The following is a 23572-nucleotide window of genomic DNA, read 5'->3' on the forward strand; positions in this document are numbered from 1 at the left end:
ATAATCAGATTTAAGAAATACCGGGCGGCGTTTGATTTCCGCCCGGTCTGTTTATCATGGTAATTGTTCTCTGATGATGTAAGATGTTATGCCGAATGCGTTGGCCGGATGCGTTTTCACATTGCTGATGATGATCGCATGATCCGATGGCGCGGCAGTGTAGAAGATCCTGCCATCGAGGTTAACGTCAAACGGACTGTACACATCCACATATCCGGTGTAAGCAGGCGATGCAGCTGTATTGCCGGAATGATTGAGTACCGCATTCGCAACAGGCGTAGCATCCGATGGAGCCGCTGAATGCCTGATGCTTTGATCTGCATTCACATTCCCTGCCCAGAGCGCCATCACTCCACCTCCCAGATCCTTACGTGCATGTGTGCCATAGGTAACTGTGGTAGATTTTGTGAAGTCGATAGTTCCGGTACCGGTACTGAAATCGACCGGAGCGGCAGACATTACTCCCAGGTGATTGCGATGACGGATCACCACGTAGTAATTGCCCGAAGGTGCATTGAAGAATGATAACGGTGCCGCATAACTGCTATCCACTATATCCCCATTGCTGAGCAGGAAGCCCGCCCTTGAATCGATCACCGTAAGCGGATTGGAAGCTTCTCTCAATTCTACTTTCACCCAATCTACCACCTGTGCAGTTGTTGCATTCGGTGTTACAGAAGGAGTGGTTCCGAGTCCGTACGGATCGGTGCCAGGCAATACAGATGCAGCTTTCAACGCCGTACTCATAGAGCTTCCATTCCATGCGCCCTGCAGAATGGCTTTGGCATTTAGTCTGAGCGACTTCGGCCCTACAGCTACCGTGAACACTGCATTGTGGCTGAGTACCGACACATTGCCGAAGTTCACTTTATTGCCAGCATAAGCGCCTGCGGCGATCTGCGTAATGCTTCCTGTTGTGAAATCACCATCTCCATCGGTGTCGATCAGCAGGGTGAAATCATTTGCATTCTTACCATTATGCGTTATGCCTGTGAGATCGAACTCCATGGCAACAGGCTGTATCTGATTATTGAAATTGAAAAGACTGAGTTTCCATTGCTGTGTGAGACGCTGACTGAACAGTGCCGGCAGGTTGCTGCCAGTGGTGGTAAGCGCCGTGGAGTTGCTGCCCCACACCATATAGGATGTATCATTCGAGAAATTGCTGTTGTTCGACAGGTTATCCGAAGCGATGTTGCCGAGACCGATCGCCACAATGGCTCCCGGCTGCACACTCTTCGCCTGCTTCTGGCTCAGACCTTCCACATCATCACGACCAATACCCGCGATGTTGTTGCTATGCGTGGCATTAGCTGTGCCATTCCAGATCACCGTACTGTTGGTGTTGAGGTAATCGCGGTATGGCGTTGTCTGATCCATCGTATAACCATTCCTGATAGCAAGGTAGGTAGATACGCGCTGACGTTCCACATCACTCAGCGTTCTGTCGAACACGATCACTTCGGTGATAGGTCCGTTCCAGTATTCCGGTCCACCCCATGAGCTGGCACCTATGGATGCAGCCGTGCTGCCGGTTACCCATGCTCTGTTGGCCGGTGTAACAATCGGTTTCATTTTACTGTACAGTGAAGCAGTTCCACCAGATCCGGCAAAGGAGCCGAACATTTCATTCGGTTTGTTCACCTGCCAGAAACCAGGCCCCGTGAAGATCTCATTGGAATAGCCCGTGTACATGGCTGTACCTCCGTCGAGACTGAGCAAGCCCTGTCCATTGTTGAGGGCTGCAGTACCGTAACCGATGATGTAATGATTGCCTGCAATGGTGTTGAGGCTTCCTACACCGATCATGGTGCGGGGAGCGCTGCCCAGCGGCAGTTTGGTTACATCCAGGTTCAGTTTCTGATCGGTTCCATTGAAATTGAGTACCGGATTGTAGTTGATATTGGCGGTTGCATTGTTGTTGTACACCGGTCTGAAGCCTGCCGTTGTCTGAGTGGCATTGTTCACTTCGTTGCCATAGTCGATCCAGAGATCCACCGGACTGCCATCTGTATTGTTGGCGATACCGCGGTCGGCACGCATCCAGAGATTGGTGGCGCCTACTCCGCCCGGCGACTTGATGAATGCAGCGATGGTGAAATACTGATTGGTATTGAAGTTAACCTTTGCAGCCCAGTGCTTTCTGCCATTCAGCATGATATCGTACAGCGGAATATAAGTATCGCTGTTATCGAAGCTGGCATCATTGCTTATTGCGAGATAAGACTGGCGTGGGTTTGGCAGCGCATCGAACGGAATGGCCACTTCCACCTCTCCTACCGTACCTGTTTCCTGCACTTTCCAGATCCGCGTCATGCGGTAGTTTACATTGGATACTCCTGTCATTGCAGTTTTGAAACTCACCGCGCCATTGTCATCACCCCAGATCAGATAAGACTTATCCGAAGTGAAGTTGTTTGCATTAGCGGTATTGGTTTCTGCAAGCGCAGACAGACCGATGGCTACACGCATACGCGTAGTATCGCTGTTGCGGCTTTGCTTTTGAGTAAGCCCTTCGAGATCATCACGGCCGATACCGGTGACGCTGTTCTTATAAATGGTGTTGGCAGTTGCGTCCCAGATGGAGGTACCATCGGTTGCGAGATAATCGGTAGCAACAGCCTGACTGAGTGAAACACCATATTTGATGGCCATATAACTTTCAACACGTTGTTGTTCCGTAGCGTTGAGCGCTCTGTCGTATACCACAATATCACCCATCGATCCGCTGTACCACCAGCTGGCTCCTCCATTCATGGCATTGTCGCCGACAAAGGCAAGAGGCTGCGATGCCGTGTTGATGTTCTGGTTACCGACTGTGATCAGTGAGTTGGTGATACCTGCACCATTCAGCCTGATTTGTGTGGCTGCAGTAGTGGAAGCGGCGGCATTGGAGAACAGGGTAATGCCGGGAACAAGCGTATTGCTTCCAATATTTCCATAGCGGCTGTTGGATGCTTCAACAGAACGTTGTGTTCCGCCGATCTCCATCGTATACCTGGTTCCGTTACCGGAGGCACTCTGATCTCCCCAGCTGATAACACTTCTGTTTGCAATGGCAGCATTGCGTGTTGCAGCGATCACGGTTCTGCCCGCGGTGCCCAGTGGCAGTTTGGTGCCATCGAGGGTCATTCGCTGGCTGGTGCCATTGAACGTGAGCACAGGGTTGAAGTTGATATTGGCAGCGAGGTTGTTTGCAAAGGCCGGTTGATTGGCAGCAGTTGGTTGCAAAGCAGTGTTGATGTCTGCGCCAAAGTCGTTCCATTCATTGACAGGTGTTCCATCCACCGCAGAAGAAGTGCCATAATCGGCACGCAGCCACAGTGTGTTTCCGGGTACGCCTCCGGGAAGCTTCAGATCATTCGCGAATGTGAAGTACTGTCCATTGGCGAGATCGACAGTGGCAGCATAATGAACTTTGTTGTCGATGGTGGTGGGCGCCAGTTTTATCAGCACATCCGTTCCATCAAAAACAGCATCATTGCTTACTACAATATAGGAAGCACCTGGGTTTGCGAGGGCGTTGGCAGGTATCGCCACGCGCACATCACCGATGGATCCGGTCTCCTGCACTTTCCAAACCCTTGCCATTCGATAATTGGCGAGTGTTGTACCGGTAATGGCTGTTCGGAAATTAACGGCACCATTATCATCCCCCCATATGAGGTAAGATTTATCATTCGTGAAAGCATTGGCATTGGCAGTATTGGTTGAATCGATACTACCCAAACCGATAGCTACCTGCAGGCCTGCATTGATGCTGCGTGATTGTTTTTGCCTGAGTATCTCTTCATCGTCACGACCGATTCCGGCGATATTGTTCTTATGCGTTGCATTGATTGCCGCATCCCAAACAGTAGAGCCATCGGTGGCGAGATAGTTTGTATTGCCGTTGTTGAGCGTGATGCCATACTTGACAGACAGATAGGTATTCACTCTCTGGCGTTCGTTTGCAGTTAACGCGGAAGTGTAAACGATCACCTCAGGATAGCGGCCATTGAAACCAAAGCCGACATTGAGCGGACTGTTGTTACCCGTGAAGGTTGAATTGTTATTCCCGGTTGCCACACTGGTACCGTTCTTAAGGATCTCCTGTTTATTGGCAGCCAGTGAAATGTCACTGAGACCAGTCCAGATATTTATCTGACCATTTACATTACCTGCATTGTAGGTAAGTCTGTTGGCCGGAAATGCAGGATCCCAATACACCACATTGTCGCCCCATGTTGCATGTAAATTGAACCCGGAACCGGAAGGCAGTGCCAGCTCATTGAAAAGAACTGCATTGAGGGCAGTTTCCTGACTGTTTACGGCAAAGGCTGCTGCGCCGGTATAGGTTCCTGTATTCAGAATGGATTTACCGGTCATTACATAACCTGTACCACCAAACTTCATCACAGGGTTGAAATTGATATTGGCTGCAGTATTGTTAAGCCAGAGGGGCTGAACAGCAGTGTTGGTTTGTGAAAGAACATTGCTGTATGCGCTCATATCGTTCCAGTCGCGCACCAATGTATTGTTCACAGTGCTTGACGTTCCTACATCTGCACGCAGCCAGACAGCATGGCCCGGCACGCCACCGGGTGATTTCAGCGGAGCACCAAAAGTGAAGTAAATGCCATCCGCCATCAGGGAAGAAGGCAGGGTAACAGTTCCATCTGCCGCAACAGGCAGCTCCTGATTGATGGTAGCGAAGTTCGGATCTGTACTGATCAGAAGGTAATTGTCCACGCCGAGCGGTTTCACTTTGAGCGTGATGTTCTGATCGTTCCAGTTCGTTTTCTGCACCTTCCAAACCCTTGCCATACGGCGGGTTACATTGGCGCTTCCACTAACCGTAACAGTGAAGTTGGATGCGCTCAATCCGTTATCTCCAAATACAAAGAACGACTTGTTGTTGGTGATAGTATTGGTATTGCTTTCATTGGTAACGGCAACGGAAGCACCCAGTGCCAGCGTTACAAAACCAGTGTCTACTGAAAGCGATTGTTTTGTATTCAGTGAAGTACTGTCGTCTCTACCGATACCGGTGATCCGTTTATTGTAAATGCCATTGGTGGTATGATTCCAGTACACAGTTCCGTTGCTGGCCAGATAACTGAGGCCCGGCGTCTGATACAGGGTGATACCATATTTAAGTGCAAGGTATGATTCTACCGACTGGCGTTCAGCATCACTCAGTACGCGATTGTACACGATCACTTCAGAGATATTGCCATACCAGTACAACCCTCTTGCAGCAATGGTTCGCGATCCGATAGATACCAGATTGGCAGTAGCAGCAGCGCTTAACGACACAGTAGCCTGCGCATCGAACCTGTTATTCTGGAAGAGCTTCAGCCCATTGGCACTATTGTTTTGTGTTGCACTCCAGAGGTAAGGCCTGTTGTCGATTGCAGGGAGTACACCTGTTACCGAACCGATGCTTGCATTGTTTTCGAGATATTGAAGCAGGCCGGTGCTCACCATTCTGAATTCCATACCATAGGCCGAGCCTACTGCGCCACTGCTCACCAGATCGCGGCCTGTGCCATATCCTGATCCTGACCCTACTGCGAAGATGGTGGAGTTATCAGGATCAACACGGGTGGTGTTGATATCGAGGAAATCGTCGGTTCCATCGAATTTCAATCCATAGTTGAAGTTGATGGCTTTGGCGTCTACTGTTGGCTGTGAGGCGATCACAGGCTGCAATGCCTTATGATCATATCCTGCAAAATCTGTCCATGCTCCTCCGGATGTGTTGCCATCATCGGCACGCATCCAGAAGTTGAGACCATCGTTCACGCCGTTTGGTCCCTTTATGTCTTTAGCAAATGTGAAATAAGCCCCATCAGCAAGCGCACTGGTGTTGAGTGTTACAGTGCTGTCTGCATTCAGCGCATACTTCGCATCTGCTCCGTCGAACACTGCATCGGTACTAACGATGAGGTAAGTACCGGCATTTCCATTATTGAGTCGGAGGGTGATATCCTGATCATTCCAGTTGCCGGTTTTGTCAACTTTGAAGATGCGGGTCATGCGTTTGGTAATGCCTGCCTGACCAGCAACCGGTGTGAGGTAATTGGCAGCCGCTCCGTCGTCACTGATCACGAAGAAAGATTTGTCGTTGGTGATCACGGCGGTATTGGCCGCATTGCTTGCTGCAACTTTATTACCCAGTGCTATTGTCACAAGCCCTTTATCAACACTGAATGATTGCTTCTGATTGAGATCGGAGAGATCATCGCGCCCGATGCCGGTGATGCGTTTGTTGTAAACTCCGTTGCCGGCTGCATTCCAGTAGATCGAACCATCTGAAGCTGCATAACCTGTCACACCTGAGAGATTAAGGGTAACACCATATTTGAGGGCGAGATAAGATTCGATGCGAAGCTTGTCTGCCGCAGGCATTCCCGCATTGGTGATGTCTTTATAGATGATGAGTTCGGGAATATTTCCGGTGAAATATTCCACACCGTGGTATACACCGATGTTGGAAGAGTAGTTACCTCCATTGTTCACTCCATAATCCCTGTGGATATTATCGGTGACCAGCGTATTGCGGTCGCGTGAAATGCTCATATTATCCAGGCTCTTCACAAAGCTCCACACATTAGGTGTGTTGAGCGTTCCGCCCCATGGTGCTGTTTGTCTCCAGCCATATGGCGCATCCCAGAAAGCATTGCCTCCATTATGGATGCTTGCAATTACCGGGTAAGCATTGGTGGTCATCTGATCGAACAGCGCTCCATTATTTGCAACAGCCATCGATGATACGCCAAACACGGCGATATTATTCATATTGCCATTGCCCAATACAGATAAAGCAGGATCGATATTATTTCCGCCTCCAAAATATTGCGGCGGCGCAAACGTAGCTGTTGGGTTGAAGTTCATTCCCGTGCCGGCTACTCCCGGATTATGGCCCGGCAAGGGTGATGAAAGATTGATACCACGTCCACTATAATCTTCCCACATCTTTCTGGTAAGACCATAATCTCCGCGATACCACGCACCGATGCCATTCACTACCCCACCCGGTCCTTTGAGCGAATTGGCGAATGTGAAATAAGTATTGTCTGCAAGCTGATTCGTATTAAGCGTAATGGTTCTTCCTGTAACAGGCAATGCAATATCACCTGCCCCGAAACTCGCATCTGTACTGATCAGCAGGTAACGTGGAGTTGCATACGATGAATCTATGAACAAGGTAATATTCTGATCGGTCCAGTTGGTTTTCTGAACTTTCCAGATACGTCCCAGGGCCACATTCACACCGGTAATGCCGGTTACGTTTACCGAATATTGCTTAGCACCGTTATTATCACCTGTAACGAAGAAAGAACGGTCAGTTGCAATAGTTGCAGAGTTGGCAGCATTGCTTGCCGCGATGGAATTGCCCAGTGCAATGGTGAGATACTTATCATCTGCACTCACTGATTGTTTTTGCAACAGTGTGCTTCCATTATCTCTACCGATGCCCGCAATATTCAGGTTATATCCATTGTTGCGGGTAGCATCCCAGAATTTGGTTGCGTCGCTGGCGAGGTAATCAACCGGAGTTGCAGGAGATAAGGTGAATCCATATTTCAATGCCAGATAAGATTCAATCTGCTGGCGTTGTGTATTGGAGGCAGTGGCTGAATTGTTGTAAACGATCAGCTCGGCAAATTTGCCATTGTAGAAACCTCCACCAGGCCAGGAGCCAATCAGGAAGGGACTGTTATTCCCGGGTATGGCATTCAGCGGACCGGCATAGCTCGCTACTGTAGTTCTGTTCCTGCTCCCATTCATGGAAGATGGGGTGCGAAGGAACGACCAGAGGTAAGGAGAGCCCACAGTTCCTCCCCACGCTCCCTGCACCCTGTAGGTATAAGGAGCATCGAAGTACATGATGCCATCACTCCATGGAGCATGCGCATTCACCGCTTGTCCGTTGCTCGTTGCTTCAGAAAAAAGGCTTGCCTGTTTTATTTCATCGTTAATGCTCACAACATAGATCTGGGCATTGTTTACGCCAGGTCCGGTGAATAAAGATGGACTGAACATATTGTCGTTGATGCCATCAAATTTCAACACAGGGTTGAAGTTGATCACAGAAGGCAGTACCGAAGGCTGTTTGTCTGTAACCGATTGTACAGAACCTTTTCCGTTTCCGCTCACATCATTCCAGGCAGCGCCATTGGCTGTTCCGTCATCGGCTCGCAACCAGAGTGCGATCCCTGCATTCACATTGGCGGGCCCTTTGATGGTGCCGGCGATGGTGAAGTAAGCACCGTTGGGCAACAGAGAAGAGTTGAGACTCACCTGACCATTTGCATCGAAAGGCAGTTCCTGCGTGATGGTGCCAAAGCCTGCATCCATACTAACTAGCAGGTAATTGCTGGCGCTCATGCCTTTCACTTTCAGCGTGATGTTCTGATTTGCCCATGCTGCTGACTTCTGCACTTTCCACACACGCGCCATCCGTTGATTCACATTGGTGCCAGCAACGACAGTGGCCAGATTGGTGGATGCATTATTGTCTGCAAAGAAGAAGAATGTTTTATCAGCAGTTACCACGTTGGTGTTGGCAGTATTGGATAACATCACTGCATTACCCAATGCAAGCGTGATGATGCCGGTATCTGCACTCAGTGATTGTTTCTGATGCAGCATGGTGCAATCATCTTTACCGATACCTGTAATGTGATACTGATAGCCGGTATTGGCAGCAGCAGACCACATTATCGTAGTACCGTCGGAAGCGATATAATCTGTAAGGCCATTGTTCAGCGTAATGCCGTATTTCAATGCCATATAAGATTCCAGTCTTTGTATTTCAACCGGAGTAAGGTCTCTGTTGAATACGAATACTTCCGGAACAAACACTTTACTGTTATCGTTGAAAACCGAACTACCCACATCGAGCCCCCATGCAGTGCCATTGGAAGCAGCTCCAGAGTTGAGCAGTACTCCATTGCCTTTGAATTCGTAAGGGCCGCTGCCGGTAACGGATCTTTTCAGTGAGTACAGTTTTGTATTGTTGGTGATGGCTGTAGGATTTTTCAGCCATCCTTCGATGTGCAGTCCATTTTCGCCATTGTTATACCAGCCGAAGAGTTTGTTGCCGGAATAGCTGCTGAATACGCGGCCGTTCTGGCTTCCTTCGAGTCTGGCGAGTCCCATCATGGTGTAATCAGTCGAAACTACAGCACCGGCAGGCACTCTGTGCCCATCGTTGCCATCGTAGTAGAATGCTTTATTGAAGTTCACGAGTGCGGTGGTATCATCGGGATCTCCCACAATCGTCATATTATTTCCATTGCCGCTGATATCACCCCATGCCATTCCATTCACACCCATATCGGCGCGGTACCATCCAACGATGCCATTGGTGATGCAGGCAGGCGCTTTTATACCGAGCGGTATGCTGTTGCTGAATTCTGAAGTGCCGCAGTTATTGGCGGGTATTCGCAATGTGGCTGTCCAGAAGCCAACTCCAGTTGCACCCGGACCAGCATTGTACGTGATGGTTTGCGTAGAAGTACCGGCAGAAAGTCCTGTGATACTGGTTACGAAGTATTGACCGCTGGTAGCTGAAGTACCTGCATCATTCGCATATATGTCAACGGTATATTGTGCGCCTGCAGCAATATTGGGAATGGTCAGTTGCAATTGGTATTGTCCGCCTCCGAGGCTGGTGGAAGATACCAGTACGGGCGTTTTACCTGCAGCATTAGTGTAGGTACAGTTTCCTGAAACCAGTCTGATGCCGGTTGCAGCATTATTGTAGATGGAGTTATTGGAGATAAATACTTTACTGGTTGCATCATTGTTAATGCCCGCTCCTCCATTGTCGTGGATCACGTTACCGGTGATCTGTATATCCGAAACATTGGCTTCGCCATAGATCCATACTCCATGATTGGCATTGTTGATCACGGTATTGCCGGTAAGATCAATATCTGAAGTAGCATTCCCAGCCTGTACAACAATACCAGACCTTGTACTTCCTTTGAAGGTAGAGTTTACAATATCAACATTGCTGCGTGGTGCATTCGAGTAAAATTCAATGCCATCGAGGTTATTGGTGAATTTACAATTATTTACCTGAAAGTTGGTGCTGGCGGCGTTTACATTCACACCATCCTGATCAAATTCATTGAAAAGAACATTATCGAGTAAAATATCATTGGCAGCGCCAACGAATACAACCCCTGCTCCTGCCTCCTGTGTGGAACCCGTTCTGTCGCCATCCAATACGGAATTTTTGATGGTGATCTTGCTGGCCGTATTTTCAAAACGCACAAAGTGGCCACCATAACCAACTCCCGGAGCCGGGTGAGTGATGCGGCATTGATCCATGGTAACATTGCTTGCCAGACCATTGAACCAGATGCTGTAGATATCGATGTCCTTTAATGTAAGATTTTCAAGGGTGATGCCATCGGCAGTATTCGCAAACCGGATGCCTGCATCGCCTTCATCACCTGAGGCCGGTACATCAAGATCAATGGTTGAATTTTTTATCCTCACATCGGTACTTACCAGGTTTGAATAAAAACCCATGGCAACACCACTGTAAGTAGAATCGATGGTGATATTATTCAGCTCAATATTGTTGGCTGTTTCTACAACTCCGCCGGAATTGCTTAACACAACACCATTCTGAAACCCACGGATGGTACTGTTGGTGAAGTTCCATCCATTAACAGCTGCATCCCTGAACACCACTGCTTCACCCGCCCTTGCGTTGTTCTGGGACGACAAATGGATATTGTCCATCGTCAGTGCAGTATGCGTGCCTCCAACGAAATTAATAGCCCTACCGTTGTACGCATTGCCGGCCGGTTCTACATCAGAGCACCAGATATTGCGAAAGGTAAGCCCATTGGAGCTGCCTTCCACATACAAAAGCGCGTTAAGGTAATTACCCGTATTGCTGCTTGTACGGATATTTTCGATGAGTACACCGTTTGTATTGGCACGGATGAAGAAATCGATATCACCATTATTGGTGAGTTTAAAATTCCTGATCACCACATTGTCGGCCTTGATATCAAAGGGATTGATAATGCCGTTGGTACCACTCGAATTGATGGTGATCTTATTGTCCCCATCGATGGTAACTGTTTGTGTGATCTGTGGAAGAGAAGTGAGGATGGTGATCTGACCATACACTGCAAATTTGATAGTGTGTGGCCCTGCACCAGCTGCATTTACATCTGTAATGGCCTGCCTGAGTGAACCGGGCCCTGATTCATTCGTATTGGTTACGAGAAAATCAGCAGCTCTGCCATAGCAAACACAAAACAGCAAAAGAAGTGAAAGAACTGTTGTTTTTGAGATGAAGGAATAGAATAATGGTTGCACCGGCCGGTCTTTGACCTGCCGGGATAAACTGGCTTTGGCTTTCATATGAACCTGATAGTTTTAGTGAGACGAGGTTGAATCAAGTCAACATATAAAACTATGAGTAATATAAAATTCCATTCATAGATGAAGTTCGATTCTATCGTAGTAGTTATTCTATACGATGTGGGAAATACTAAAGAGGCCATTTCAGGAAGGTTTCTTCTCTTCTTTTTTACCTAGTCCTGTAGCATGTGCGGCATCCGTTTTTACAGCAACTTCAGATGGTGGCACTTTCACGCCAGTATAGCTGCTCCATACGCGCGTGAATTCTGCACCGAAGAGCAATATCAATCCCGAGTAAGACACCCAGAGCATAATCAAAATCACACTTCCCGCAGCACCGTAGGTAGTGCCCGGCTGGCTTTTTCCGAAGTACAGACCAAGGGTGAATTTTGCGATCTCAAAGAGGATGGAAGTGAGCAGTGCTCCCGGCAGCACGGTCTTCCAGTTGATTTTGATATCCGGAAGATACTTGAACATCGCAGCAAAAAGAAAGGTGATGGTAGCTACCGACAACAGCAGGTCGAGCACTGTAGAAAACACAAGGAAAGTTTCCGACAAATGCTGCTCTATCCATCTGCTCAAAATATTCAGCAGCGTGGATAACAGTAAAGATACCAGCAGCAGAAAACCCAGTGCCAGTACCAGTCCGAAAGATAACAGACGGTCGCGGATCAGCTTAATGAACTTGCCTTTCGGCTTTGGTTTGATCTCCCAGATATTATTGAATATCTGTTGCACATTTACGAAAACTCCGGTGGCTCCGAAGAGCAGCGTAGCAATGCCAATAATCGATGATAATGTCGATCCCTTGCTCCTGCTGGCCATTGCAACAATATTCTGCGTGTATGCGGCTGCTTCATATCCGATCAATCCTCCGAGTTCAGTGGTCAGCTGATTGCTTACTGCTTCACGTCCAAGAAAATATCCGGCAATATTGATGATCACTACCAGCAAACCGGGAAGCGAAAAGATGGTGTAATACGCAATCACTGCACTGCTGGCAAATGGCATTCGGCTGTCCCAGCCTTTAAATGCGAGTTTCAGGCAACTGAGTATTTTCATTATCGAAGCTTTGAGTCCCATTGTATTGAGTGTGATCGATTATGCACAATGGGAATTCAAAAACGATACCGCCTGACTTAGTGGGGAATGAATTGCTCAAATTACGGACAGTGTCTGCTACTTTTGTTTTTCCAGCAATGTTCTGAAAGAGCTCATAGTAGTAAACAGATTATTCCTTACAATGGGGTCCGAGATCCAGCGGGGCACTTTCTTGCTGCGGTTGGTGGATACGAAATACGATACGCGCATCTGCCCGTTTCCCGCATCTTCCAGTTGCCATTTCCCTTTGGTACCGGTGATGCGCGTTACATCTTCCGTAACCGGAAACTGATTGTTCACTACGCTTTCAAAATGGATGCTGCCCGTGAGGGATTTGCTGAGGTCTTTTTGCACAGAATAAGACAGGCAGCAATCCTGGTCGCCCACTGGCCATGGGATGCTGTATCTTGTGTAAGTGATCCAGCTGGTGCGGCTGCCTGCATGCAGCACGTTGTATTTCCGGGCATTGATATTCCACTCTTTTCCTTTTGTCTGATCGGTGAGCAAACTGATCACTGCATCTACATCTGCACGCACTGTAAAAACGGCTTTGATCTCGCGCACCTGTTCACCCTGTCCGTCTGGTATCCATCTTTCATACAGAGAAATCACTTCATCTTTCTTAACCAGTTTATACTCTCCTTCTCCTGCAACACCTGCATAAAGCGACTGTACCAGCAACACCAGAAGACAGCCAAGTACCTGTAAGTTCTTCATGTCTTTTCGTTTAATTATTAAACAATTTTAAGCGGCTTATCCCCTATTGCCGGGGGATAAATCCCAAACCATCAGGGTACAAAAATGTATAATGAGTTGCGCCGGGCATGGGAATTTCTGGTGACCTGTTGAATTATGCCGATGAATTGTAAGCCTTATCTTTTCCAACGCTTATGTGTCCATAACCAGCCATAGGGCGCTTCCTTGATATTCTCAGTCAGCAGATCCACATATTGTTTTGTTATGGCTGTTTCTTTTGCCAACTCCGCAGCCTCGCAAACAGGCACGCATCTAACTGTGTAATGTCCTTTTGAAGGCTGCGTTATATGCAGATATACAACTGCCGAATGGCTGGCCCGCGCCAGTTTTTCCATGCCCGAAAACACATAGGTTTGCTGATTCAGCAATTCGAATTTGAATTTATCTTCTGTTATCCGCGGGCATTGATCGGCCAGAAAAAGATAGACGGAAGGAGATGATTTTTGCGTGATCATATGCCGGATCACCGATCTGTCGGGGATCAGCTTCATGCCAAAACGCCCGCGCAGCTTGATCATCAGCCTGTTCATCATCCCGAAACGCAGCGGTTTGTATACTGCATACATTGGATGATCAAGTTTGTACGGCATAAAATTCAGCATCTCCCAATTGCCGCAATGGCCCAGGCAGGCAATCACATTCCGTCCTTCATTCACATGCCTGTCGATGAGTTCAAGGTTCTCGAATACGATTCTCTTTTCGAGTATTTCAACCGGTACGGACACACTTTTGATAATTTCTGCAAAATAGTCGGCAAAAGAAACGTAGAACTTTTTAACGATGCCACAGATCTCATTGTACCGCATTTCGGGAAATGACCGCGCAATGTTCTGAATTACGATTGCCTTTCTGTATCCGATCACCTTATACACAAGGGAATACGCAAAAGAGGCCATGGAATACAGCGCAGACATAGGTATCATACTCGCCACATAAATAAGGCCATACACACTTCTATATCCAAATACCTGCAGAGTTTGTTTCATTTTCAGAGCTTGAATGCCGGTTTGAAAACCGGTATACATATGAGACTACCTGAAGACAGTATACCCTAAATCCGGGGACAGTTTTTTTATGCATTATGCCTCCACTCAGTCTTTTTTTATAACTTTATAGCACTTCCTTAACGAATTCATTTCCCTGTCCTTTTACACGTTTTCACAAGATTGTCCCTGCACAATCGGTAAGTCCTGTTTTCTTTCTCTGAAGTCTGAAGTAGCGATACGTATTGTTGTCCGGTCACCGGGCAATGGTTATTCCGTAAAAAAAACCGATTCAAAAACAAACAATTGATGCTTATGTGCAACACTCTACGCTTTGATGGCGGCCAATTCCGCAAAGCCCTTTCAGCAAAACCTAACAGAAACGCTTACTTCAGACAATATCGCAGCCTGGCTGGCACTTTAGCGATGGCGATGCTTTTGATTCCTGCATTGCTTCGTGCGCAGGTACCGGATACTTTAGCGGCATTCCGCGATGCCTCACTCAATACCCGCATGAGCTTGCACGTAAATGGCGGGCTGTTCGTTGGCGGAGACTTCGATGGAAATCCCGGAAAAATTCTGGCAGAAGGTGCGGGTACGCGAATGCTTTGGTATCCTGAAAAAGCGGCATTCCGTGCAGGACAAACCACAGGCACTTTCTGGGATGATGCCAATATTGGATCATGGTCTCTGGCAATTGGAGAAGATACCAGAGCATCTGCAGATAACGCCGTTGCTTTTGGTAAAAGATGTGTGGCAGCGCAGGTCTCCAGCTTCGCTGTAGGTGAACAAAACACGGCCAGTGGCGCGGCTTCCGTGGCGATGGGCTATCATGCACATACCAATGCAAGGCAGGGAAGTTTTGTATTTGCCGATCGCTCAACTGTAGACACACTCAGAGCAGGAGTTAACCATAGCGCTAACTGGCGTGTATCTGGTGGCTTCCGCATATTCACTGCATCCAACCTCAGTACAGGCGTTACCCTTCAGTCGGGTGCCAGTGTCAGCAACTGGGGCCAGTCGAATGCAGTGATCTCCACCTCCACCGGAGCTTATCTCTCTACAAGTGGCGTATGGACCAATACTTCCGATGTGCATCGCAAACGCAATTTTCAGGATATTTCAGACAATGATATACTGGCCAGGATCTGCAGACTGCCGATCAAAAGCTGGAACTACAAAACTGAAAATGATCAGATCAGACATATCGGCCCTACTGCTCAGGACTTCTATGCTGCATTCGGATTGGGAACCGATGAAAAAGCCATCGGCACAGTGGATGCGGATGGAGTTGCACTCGCAGGCATTCAGGCCCTCGATGCCAGAACGAACCTGCATACACAACACATGAAGACATTGGCTTCGGAAAATGAATTACTGCAGCAACGATTGACTGCACTTGAAAAAATTGTTGCATCGGGCAAAAACGAACAGGCAGGATTGTCCATTCCGTTGTTCCTGCTGATTGCAGGAGTTGGGATCGGATTGATGCTGGGCAGAAAGCGCCGTTCCGCATCTGCCAGATAGAGCACCCTGATCGCAACACCATTCATGTGTAAAAAAAATCAACATGCGAATTATTCAAATAATGCTTGCATTGCTTTCAACCGGTTATGCATCCGTTGCACAGCAAATAGTGGTCGGGAACGGACAACTGGTGATCAATGCGGGAACTCAGTTTTCATTTAACGGGTTATTGTTCAATCCTACATCACCTGTAACGCTAACAAATACATCAGCCAACAGAAATGCTACGGTGACCAACACATTTACAGATCCGTATGTGAGCAGGGTTTTTCTGATAGCGCCATCACCATTTCTTTTTAGTGGAAACATCCGGTTTCCATATGCGGACAGCGAGCTGAATGGGCTGGCCGAATCAACCCTGAAAGTGGTTTCCTGGAATGGCAGTGCCTGGCAACTGGCAGGAACAAGTACACCCGATGCCACCAATAATTTCGTGGATGCAACGGGCTTAACCAATCTGCCGGTGAACGAGCTGATACTTGCCGCATCAGCTGCACTCCCATTGCAATGGGTATCGGTATCTGCATCGCGCAAAGAAGATGCAGTGAACATACAATGGATCACCGAACAGGAATATCAGGTGAGTCATTTCGATGTAGAACGAAGCACCAATGCGCAGCAGTGGACTGTAGCTGCCGCCCGCATACCTGCCACCAATCAATCGAACAGAAGTACGTATCAGCACACCGATCGTCCCGGATATGCCGGAACATTGTACTACCGTATACGGCAAACCGATCTGGACGGCAGACAAACGATTTCCAAAATAGTGCTTGTTGCTCCCGGAAGATTGAGCAATCAGATGACCATCTTACCAAACCCGGCAAAATCGTATTTCAGCATTGCAGGTGTAGCTTCCGGTAATGTTGTTCAGGTTTCTGTATTTACTTCGGGAGGCATGATGGTTAAAACATGGAAAGGATATCAGGAACAATATCATCTGACTTCAGTTCCTGCGGGAACTTACCTGGTGAGGATCAAAACAGCAGACGGCAAAGAGACATCCAGTCAATTGCTGATCAGATAGGAGAACATCATAGCAGACCATGATAATTTCTACATAATCTTTCTTGCCGAAGGCGGTGCGATACTAAAATTGCACCGCCTTTTTCTAAGGGTAGCACTTACGGCCTCTGCCTGAAAAAGTGCAAAATAGCAACCAATAAAGTTATCCTGTAAAATCACTTCCGGAACGCCTAAACATCCATCCTTCTATAGACAGGAAACGGCGTTTCATCGATCAGGTTCCTGGCCATTAATATTTGTGTATCTGCAAATTTCGTCTCCTATCCTTCAGCAATTATTCATCAATCAATCTCCATCAACGCCAGAACTGACAAGGCTTTCAAAAGACTTCAAATATCCACTGCATCATTATCCCCTTCATTTTACACATGCTACGTATCATAGAAAAAAGGCAACCCATAGTAAAAAAAAGCATAACACTATGTGCCGGAATTATTTTTTACCTATCCTTGTTTTTACCAAATAATCTGTACATTAGAGTTACAATCTTATCATGTACCCTAGATCTGAGAAGGCCTCTGCAGCCTGCTCAACAAACTGCTTTCCTGTTTCAGAGATAAGCAGAAGATCGTTGATATTTCTTCTAAGCTGCGCACGCAGTATGCCATGATTACCAAAGTTTTTTAGCCAATATCATTGGTGAGCACTGTTCTGTGAACCGGCTTTTGCTGGAATGGCTGTTCCATGCAGGTGATATTCCTATTTCATATTCGTAAGGCCCATTTACATTTTTTCCATATTTCCCTGAATGCTGCGAAGCATTTCACGACTGTTATTCAATTAAAACAAAACTGACAATGAGAAAAAATTTCAGATTACTTCACTGTGTGCTGGTGTTTCTGGCGTTGCTGTTTGCCGGAAATATTTACGCACAAACAAAAACAGTTACCGGAAAGGTAACTGATGCATTGGGAAACCCCATTGGAGGCGCTTCCATTATCATCAAAGGAAAACAAACCGGTACAACCTCCGATGCAGATGGCAAATTTTCCATTGCTGTGAATCCGGGAGATGTGTTGTCTGTTTCCGGTGTGAGTTATGAAACAAAGGACATAAAAATAAATCAGAACACTACGTATACCGTAAGCCTGAAATCGAATGAATCTGTGTTAGGGGAGATCATTGTAACAGGCGTTGCCGGCGCTACTTCCAGAGCAAAAATGACGGTTTCGGTAACCAAGATCACATCAGACAAACTCAATGCCGTTCCACCCAACTCACTGTCCTCTGCATTAACCGGTAAAGTAGCAGGTCTCAAAGCCACTTCATTCGGAGGGATGCCTGGAGAATCACTGGACATACAATTGAGAGCCGATAACAACCTGAACGTAGGCTCATCACCATTGATTCTGATCGACGGAGTTATTATGACCGGATCTCTCGCAGACGTAAACTCAGACGACGTTGAATCCATTGAAGTAGTAAAAGGCGCCGCCGCATCTGCATTGTATGGATCGAGAGCAGGCAATGGCGTTATTTCCATCATTACCAAACGCGGAAAATTCATAGCGGCCAACAAGCCGGCCATCACTGTTAGAAATGAATATGGCATTCAGCAACTGGCAAGCGAACTGAAAGTTGCCAATGCACATCCTTATAAACTGGCCAGCGACTGGGAAAGCGCCAAAGGAAGATATACCAAATATGATGGTGTTACCTATCCCGGAGATTACATGGGAGCCGGGTTCAATCTGGGCATCAAAGGAGATAGAAAGATAGATGATGATCATTACTTAGACAATCCCTACGGTGTTTTCAGAAACCAGCAGAAGGAGTTCTTCGTTCGTGGCTACAACTACACCAACTTCGTTTCGGTTGCCAACAGAACAGAGAGGAACAATATTTACGCCTCATTCGAAAACAATGCGCAACGCGGTGTAATCGCTTTAACCAATGGCTATAAAAGACAGAACATCAGATTCAATCTCGATCAGGAAATCACTCCCTGGCTGAAGTTCAGCATGTCTAATCTGTACATTCTCCGCAGCGTTCAATACCCCGGCACAAACAATAGCGGTGATGGACTTTCACCAGCCAATGCAGGTGGCATCTTCTACGCTATCGCACGCCAGGAGCGCGATGTAGACCTCGGCGGTCTCAACCCCGATGGCCAGCCATATTATTTGCGCTCCAATCAGTTTATTCAGGAAGCTACCAATCCATTATACGATCTCTACAAAAGAAAGAGAAATGAGAAAACCAATCGCTGGCTCGGAAACTTTGCCATGAATCTCAGGCTCACCAAGTGGGCGAATGTAGATGTTTCCCATTCGATTGAAATGGAGAACTACAAATACACCATCATCACTCCCAAAGATTTCTGGACTCAATCCGGCGGAACAGATGCCAACAATAAAATGTCGTACACAGACGGAGGCATGTCCGTAGCGAATTCCAAAACCAATAATCAGAATACGCAGGTAACAGTAAATCTAAGCGGCGATTTCGGAGATTTCTCCCTGAAAGGAAAACTCTCCTATTTGTATGAAAGCCGGAAGTACAGTTACGATTATATGTCGGGCAGCAAGTTCAAGATCTCCGGGATAGAAAACTTCAAAAACTTCGACCAGAAAAACATCAGCACCAACTCTTATGAAGAAACCGAGAAGGCACAAAACTATTTTGCCATCCTCGGTGTGGATTACAAAGGGAAACTCCTGCTCGATGGAATGTTCCGCTACGACGGATCTTCTTTGTTCGGCAGTGATGCCCGCTGGAATCCCTACTACAGAATATCAGCTGCCTACCGCATCAGTCAGGATCTCCATATCGACGGAATTGATGAATTGAAGATCCGTGCAGCACGCGGTATCTCCGGTATCAGACCTGGCTTCGACTGGCATTATGAAACTTACTCTCTTGCCAATGGCAAAGCAGAACCCAGACAAAAGGGGAACACCAATCTGAAACCATCGAAGACCACAGAAAATGAAGTAGGATTGAACGTTGGATTCCTCAACAAATTCAATCTCGAACTGATCTACGCCAGTTCAGTTACGGAAGATCAGTTCCTCAACATTCCGTTGATCACATTCCTGAACGATGGCTTTTCTTCACAATATCAAAATGCAGGTACCGTAAAGTCGAATACCATTGAAGCAACTTTCGGTGCCAACTGGATAAAAACAAAGGACTTCTCCTGGAACTCCAACATCGTTTTCTCACGTACCAGACAAAAGATCACTTCATTGCCAAGAGCGCCTTATCTGCTGGGCTCCGCCTCATTGGGCGATCAGCAAATGATCTGGATCAAAGAAGGAGAAACATACGGAGCCATGTATGGCTATCAGTTTGTACGCACGCTCGATCAGATGGCCCAGCAACTTCCTTCCGGCAAAGGCATCGGCGATTATGAAGTGAACTCCGATGGTTATGTAGTGCCCAAAGGATCTCAGGGAACTCCCAATGAATTGCCGGTTCGCCTGAAAGAAAACGGTGCCGACTGGTATGGCAAGATCGGTGATGGCAATCCAAAATTCATGATGGGTATTTCAAATACACTCAACTACAAAAACTTTACGCTGTATTTTCTGCTCGACTGGAAAAATGGCGGAGACATCTACAATGGTAAGGAGCAAAGGCTCGCATTCAACTATGTTAGCCAGAGAATGGACATGACCAATGTAGCTCCGGATAAAAAGAAAGCATACGACTACTGGGCAACCGGCCTGTACGATAAGAACGATGCCAACAAATACTGGGTAGAAGATGGAAGCTATCTGAAACTGAGGGAGCTGGCCATTGGTTACTCGATCCCACGCAAGGCGTTGAATCATTTGTTCAATGGAAAAAATATTTTCAAAGGTGCAAATTTCAGAGCGATAGGAAGAAACCTGCTGACGTTTACCAATTACTCAGGGTATGATCCTGAGATCGGTTCTATCAGAATTCCATATGATGGCATCTATGCGAACCCCAACTATCGCAACTATTCATTCTCATTAACGCTGGAATTCTAACACCTGCAAACTTAACAACGATGAAACAGATAAATATAATATTGCTGACGTGCTTCATTGCTTTGGCCGCAGGCTGCTCTAAGAGCGAACTGGACGTAGCCAACCCCAATCAACCTGATTATAAAAAGGTATACAAAACCGGTGCGGATCTGGAGAATCTGTCGAGCGGCCTTTACACCATCGTATATGATGGAGAGAATGCTGCTGCCGGCATGAAGAATATGCTGGCTACTGCTGCGGATAATGTAACCTGCTCCTGGGGAAACTATGGCTTGCGCGATATGTCGTTCGAACCAAGAGACAATAGCTGGGATAACTCACCTACCTATTCGAATGCAGGCCTTACAGAATACACTTTCAATAAAATGTATGCAGCAATCACCACAGCATCACTGATCTACTTTGCTGTGGATAGCGGCGTAAACGTTGAAGGAGCAGGCGGCAATGAAAAAGTGCGCGCTTTTACAAAGTTCATTCAGGGTGTTGCTTATGGCAATCTGTCCCTGCTGTTCGACAAAGCATTTCTGGTAGATGAGAAAAAAACAGTGGAGCCTTCAGTTACCAAGGCTGTAGGTTATCTGGAGGTATCGAAAGCCGCTGTTGCTTATCTCGATACTGCCATTAAATATTGCGCTACCGAATTTACAATTCCCGCTGCATGGCTGGGCACTGCTGACGATTACAGCAATGATGACCTTAAAAAACTATGCAACACCCTGGCAGCAAGGATTCTTTCTTATGTGCCAAGAAACAAAACTGACCTGGCCGCTGTCGACTGGACCAAAGTGCAGGCATATGCAGCTGCTGGTATCACCAGTGATTTTACAATAATAATGGACGGTGCAGTAAACTGGTATGATGAAGCAGGCGATTACCTCACTTCAAATGGATGGGGCATGACGGATATGTATACCGTAAATATGATGGACCCCGTAACACAGCCCGCACACTGGGACAACAGCGCTTCGTTTCCACGCCCACCTGAATCTACCAACCCAATAGACAAGCGTTTGAAATCAGACTTTGAGTTTGTGCCTTCCAACTGGTTCAATGCCGGTCGCGGTTATTATCATTTCTCTACCTACAGATCAAAAAGATATGATGATGTTTATGTAAACGCCATTGGCCCCAAACCAGTAATACTTGCTGCGGAGAACGTACTGCTGAAAGCCGAAGCCGCTGCATATAAAGGAGCATTGAACGATGCGGCAACGCTTATCAATACAGGCACGCGTGTTACCAGAGGACAAATGCCTGTTGTTGCGCCCGACCTCGCAAAACTGGTGGAAGCCATTCACCACGAAAGATTCGTGGAATTGTACACCACCGGAATTGGCTTGCAGTACTTTGAAATGCGCAAACTCGATTTACTCCAGAAAGGAACACCATTGCATCTTCCGCTGCCTGCCAAAGTGTTGCAGACCTTCGGTGAAAAACCACCCTACTATACTTTTGGTACTGTAGCAAAAGCAGATGGCAAGAATACCTCCAATGGAGGATGGAGATAAGATAACACCCTCTGATATATTTTTCTCGTGTAGACTAGGCCGCCACGCATCTGCGGGCGGCTCTTTTTTTGTCTGTATTTTTTTAGCCGGCACTTAATTCTTAGCCGGCTCTGCCAGATGCTCTTTGATCAATTGTTCCAGCGCATCCTGTTTAGTGGTGGTATTGCCAACAAGCCTTCTGATAATGCGGCCATCACGGCCAATCAGCAGTTTGGTAGGAAAAGCGGTTACATCGTATAGCTTCGTTACATCATCCGGATGCGTTCCGTCGTTGTTCATCAGATTCACCCAATGAAGGCCGTCTTCCTGAATGGCTTTCTTCCATTTCAGTTGCTGTTGTTGCAGCGATCCACCTCGTTCATGAGATACCGCCACTATTTCAAATCCCTGCTCTTTGTATTCGGCATACAATTGTTTCAGATGCGGATTACTCATGCGGCAGGGCCAGCACCAGCTGCCCCAGAAATCGAGCAATACCAGTTTTCCTTTGTACTGAGAAAAGCGGATGGCTTGTCCGGTTGAATCGTTCAGCACAAAATCAGGCGCATCGGCACCCACTCCGGTAAGCTTCGCTTTTTCAATGCGTTTTGCAAATGCCTTGCCTTCGGCGGAAGCCTGTAATGCAGGCTGCATGCGGCTGAACAAAGGAGCTACTTTTGCAGGATCGAGGAAAGAACGGGTTTCATCTATCAACAAATCGAGCGTAATGCCGGATGTTGCGTGTGTTTCCATGAAGCGCCAACGAATGGAGTCTTTCTCATCCTCTGCCTGATACAATTTTTTGAGATAGGCTGCAATTCCGAGAGAATCTTTTTTATCGTAAGCGGCCTTACCCTCTACCCGATAGATGCTGTCCATTCTGCGGGAAGGTACTTGCAGCAGTTGTTCCAGCAGGTCCGCATCCACTTGTGATGCAGATCCTTTTATAGTTGAAGCGCGCAGTGTATTGGCAGTTTCAATCTGCAATTTACCTGCATCCAGGTAAAAATTATACTCGTATGGTTTGAGCAAACGGGTACGATCATAATACGTTTTAGTGGTATCAGGTACCGCAACATAAAGCACAGCCTTTGTGGGGTAAGCAATCCTGCCTTTGAAAGAATACTTCCCGTTTTTTATCACAGCGCTGTCGAGTTGCTGTACTCCGTTTTGCTTGAACTGCAGATAGATGAAAGAATTCAACGTTCCTGCTTGTTGTATGCTGCCATCGAGGGTGAACGTTGCTGCAGATTGTTTTTTCTGTGCAACAGCAAATACAGGCAGGCACAGGCTTATGAGAAAAAGATATTTCATAATACACCGGTTGGTTTTGGTTTTTTTCAGGCGATGA

General features: G+C 47.1%; 9 protein-coding genes. 4 read left to right on the forward strand and 5 right to left on the reverse strand.

All coding sequences use genetic code 11. The features are described 5' to 3' along the window. Positions 1–54: 54 nt before the first annotated feature. The 4 genes from HHL16_RS16835 to HHL16_RS16850 all read right to left on the reverse strand — a co-directional run bounded on the left by HHL16_RS16835 (position 55) and on the right by HHL16_RS16850 (position 14225). Complete coding sequence (locus tag HHL16_RS16835) at positions 55–11382, reverse strand: right-handed parallel beta-helix repeat-containing protein (protein ID WP_169426343.1); 11328 nt, start codon at positions 11380–11382, stop codon at positions 55–57. A gap of 144 nt (positions 11383–11526) precedes the next feature. Next, on the reverse strand, positions 11527–12444 hold the full coding sequence (locus HHL16_RS16840) for a YihY/virulence factor BrkB family protein (protein WP_169426344.1): 918 nt from the start codon (positions 12442–12444) through the stop codon (positions 11527–11529). 117 nt (positions 12445–12561) lie between these two features. Next, positions 12562–13200: a hypothetical protein gene (locus HHL16_RS16845; RefSeq protein WP_169426345.1), complete on the reverse strand. Its 639-nt coding sequence runs from the start codon at positions 13198–13200 to the stop codon at positions 12562–12564. Between the two features lie 155 nt (positions 13201–13355). Then, positions 13356–14225, reverse strand: a complete 870-nt coding sequence (locus HHL16_RS16850) for a lysophospholipid acyltransferase family protein (protein WP_206022451.1) — start codon at positions 14223–14225, stop codon at positions 13356–13358. Positions 14226–14537: 312 nt separating this feature from the next. Between HHL16_RS16850 and HHL16_RS16855 the strand changes: the two genes are divergently transcribed. The 4 genes from HHL16_RS16855 to HHL16_RS16870 all read left to right on the forward strand — a co-directional run bounded on the left by HHL16_RS16855 (position 14538) and on the right by HHL16_RS16870 (position 22242). Then, entirely contained in the window at positions 14538–15749 is a 1212-nt protein-coding gene (locus HHL16_RS16855; RefSeq protein ID WP_169426346.1) for a tail fiber domain-containing protein, read from the forward strand. Positions 15750–15792: 43 nt separating this feature from the next. Beyond that, the gene (locus HHL16_RS16860) at positions 15793–16776 is read left to right on the forward strand and encodes a T9SS type A sorting domain-containing protein (RefSeq protein ID WP_169426347.1); all 984 of its coding nucleotides are present in this window, start codon (positions 15793–15795) and stop codon (positions 16774–16776) included. A gap of 796 nt (positions 16777–17572) precedes the next feature. Further along, positions 17573–20734, forward strand: coding sequence for a SusC/RagA family TonB-linked outer membrane protein (locus HHL16_RS16865; RefSeq protein WP_169426348.1), 3162 nt, complete (start codon positions 17573–17575; stop codon positions 20732–20734). Positions 20735–20754: 20 nt separating this feature from the next. After that, positions 20755–22242 (forward strand): RagB/SusD family nutrient uptake outer membrane protein, encoded by a 1488-nt coding sequence (locus HHL16_RS16870; RefSeq protein WP_169426349.1) that lies wholly within the window; start codon positions 20755–20757, stop codon positions 22240–22242. A gap of 93 nt (positions 22243–22335) precedes the next feature. Here HHL16_RS16870 and HHL16_RS16875 read toward each other — a convergent pair whose 3' ends face one another. After that, a complete protein-coding gene (locus tag HHL16_RS16875) occupies positions 22336–23535 on the reverse strand; it encodes an AhpC/TSA family protein (protein WP_169426350.1) in 1200 nt (399 codons plus the stop codon). Positions 23536–23572: the final 37 nt, after the last annotated feature.

Source organism: Pseudoflavitalea sp. G-6-1-2 (assembly GCF_012927185.1).
GTDB lineage: Bacteria > Bacteroidota > Bacteroidia > Chitinophagales > Chitinophagaceae > Pseudobacter.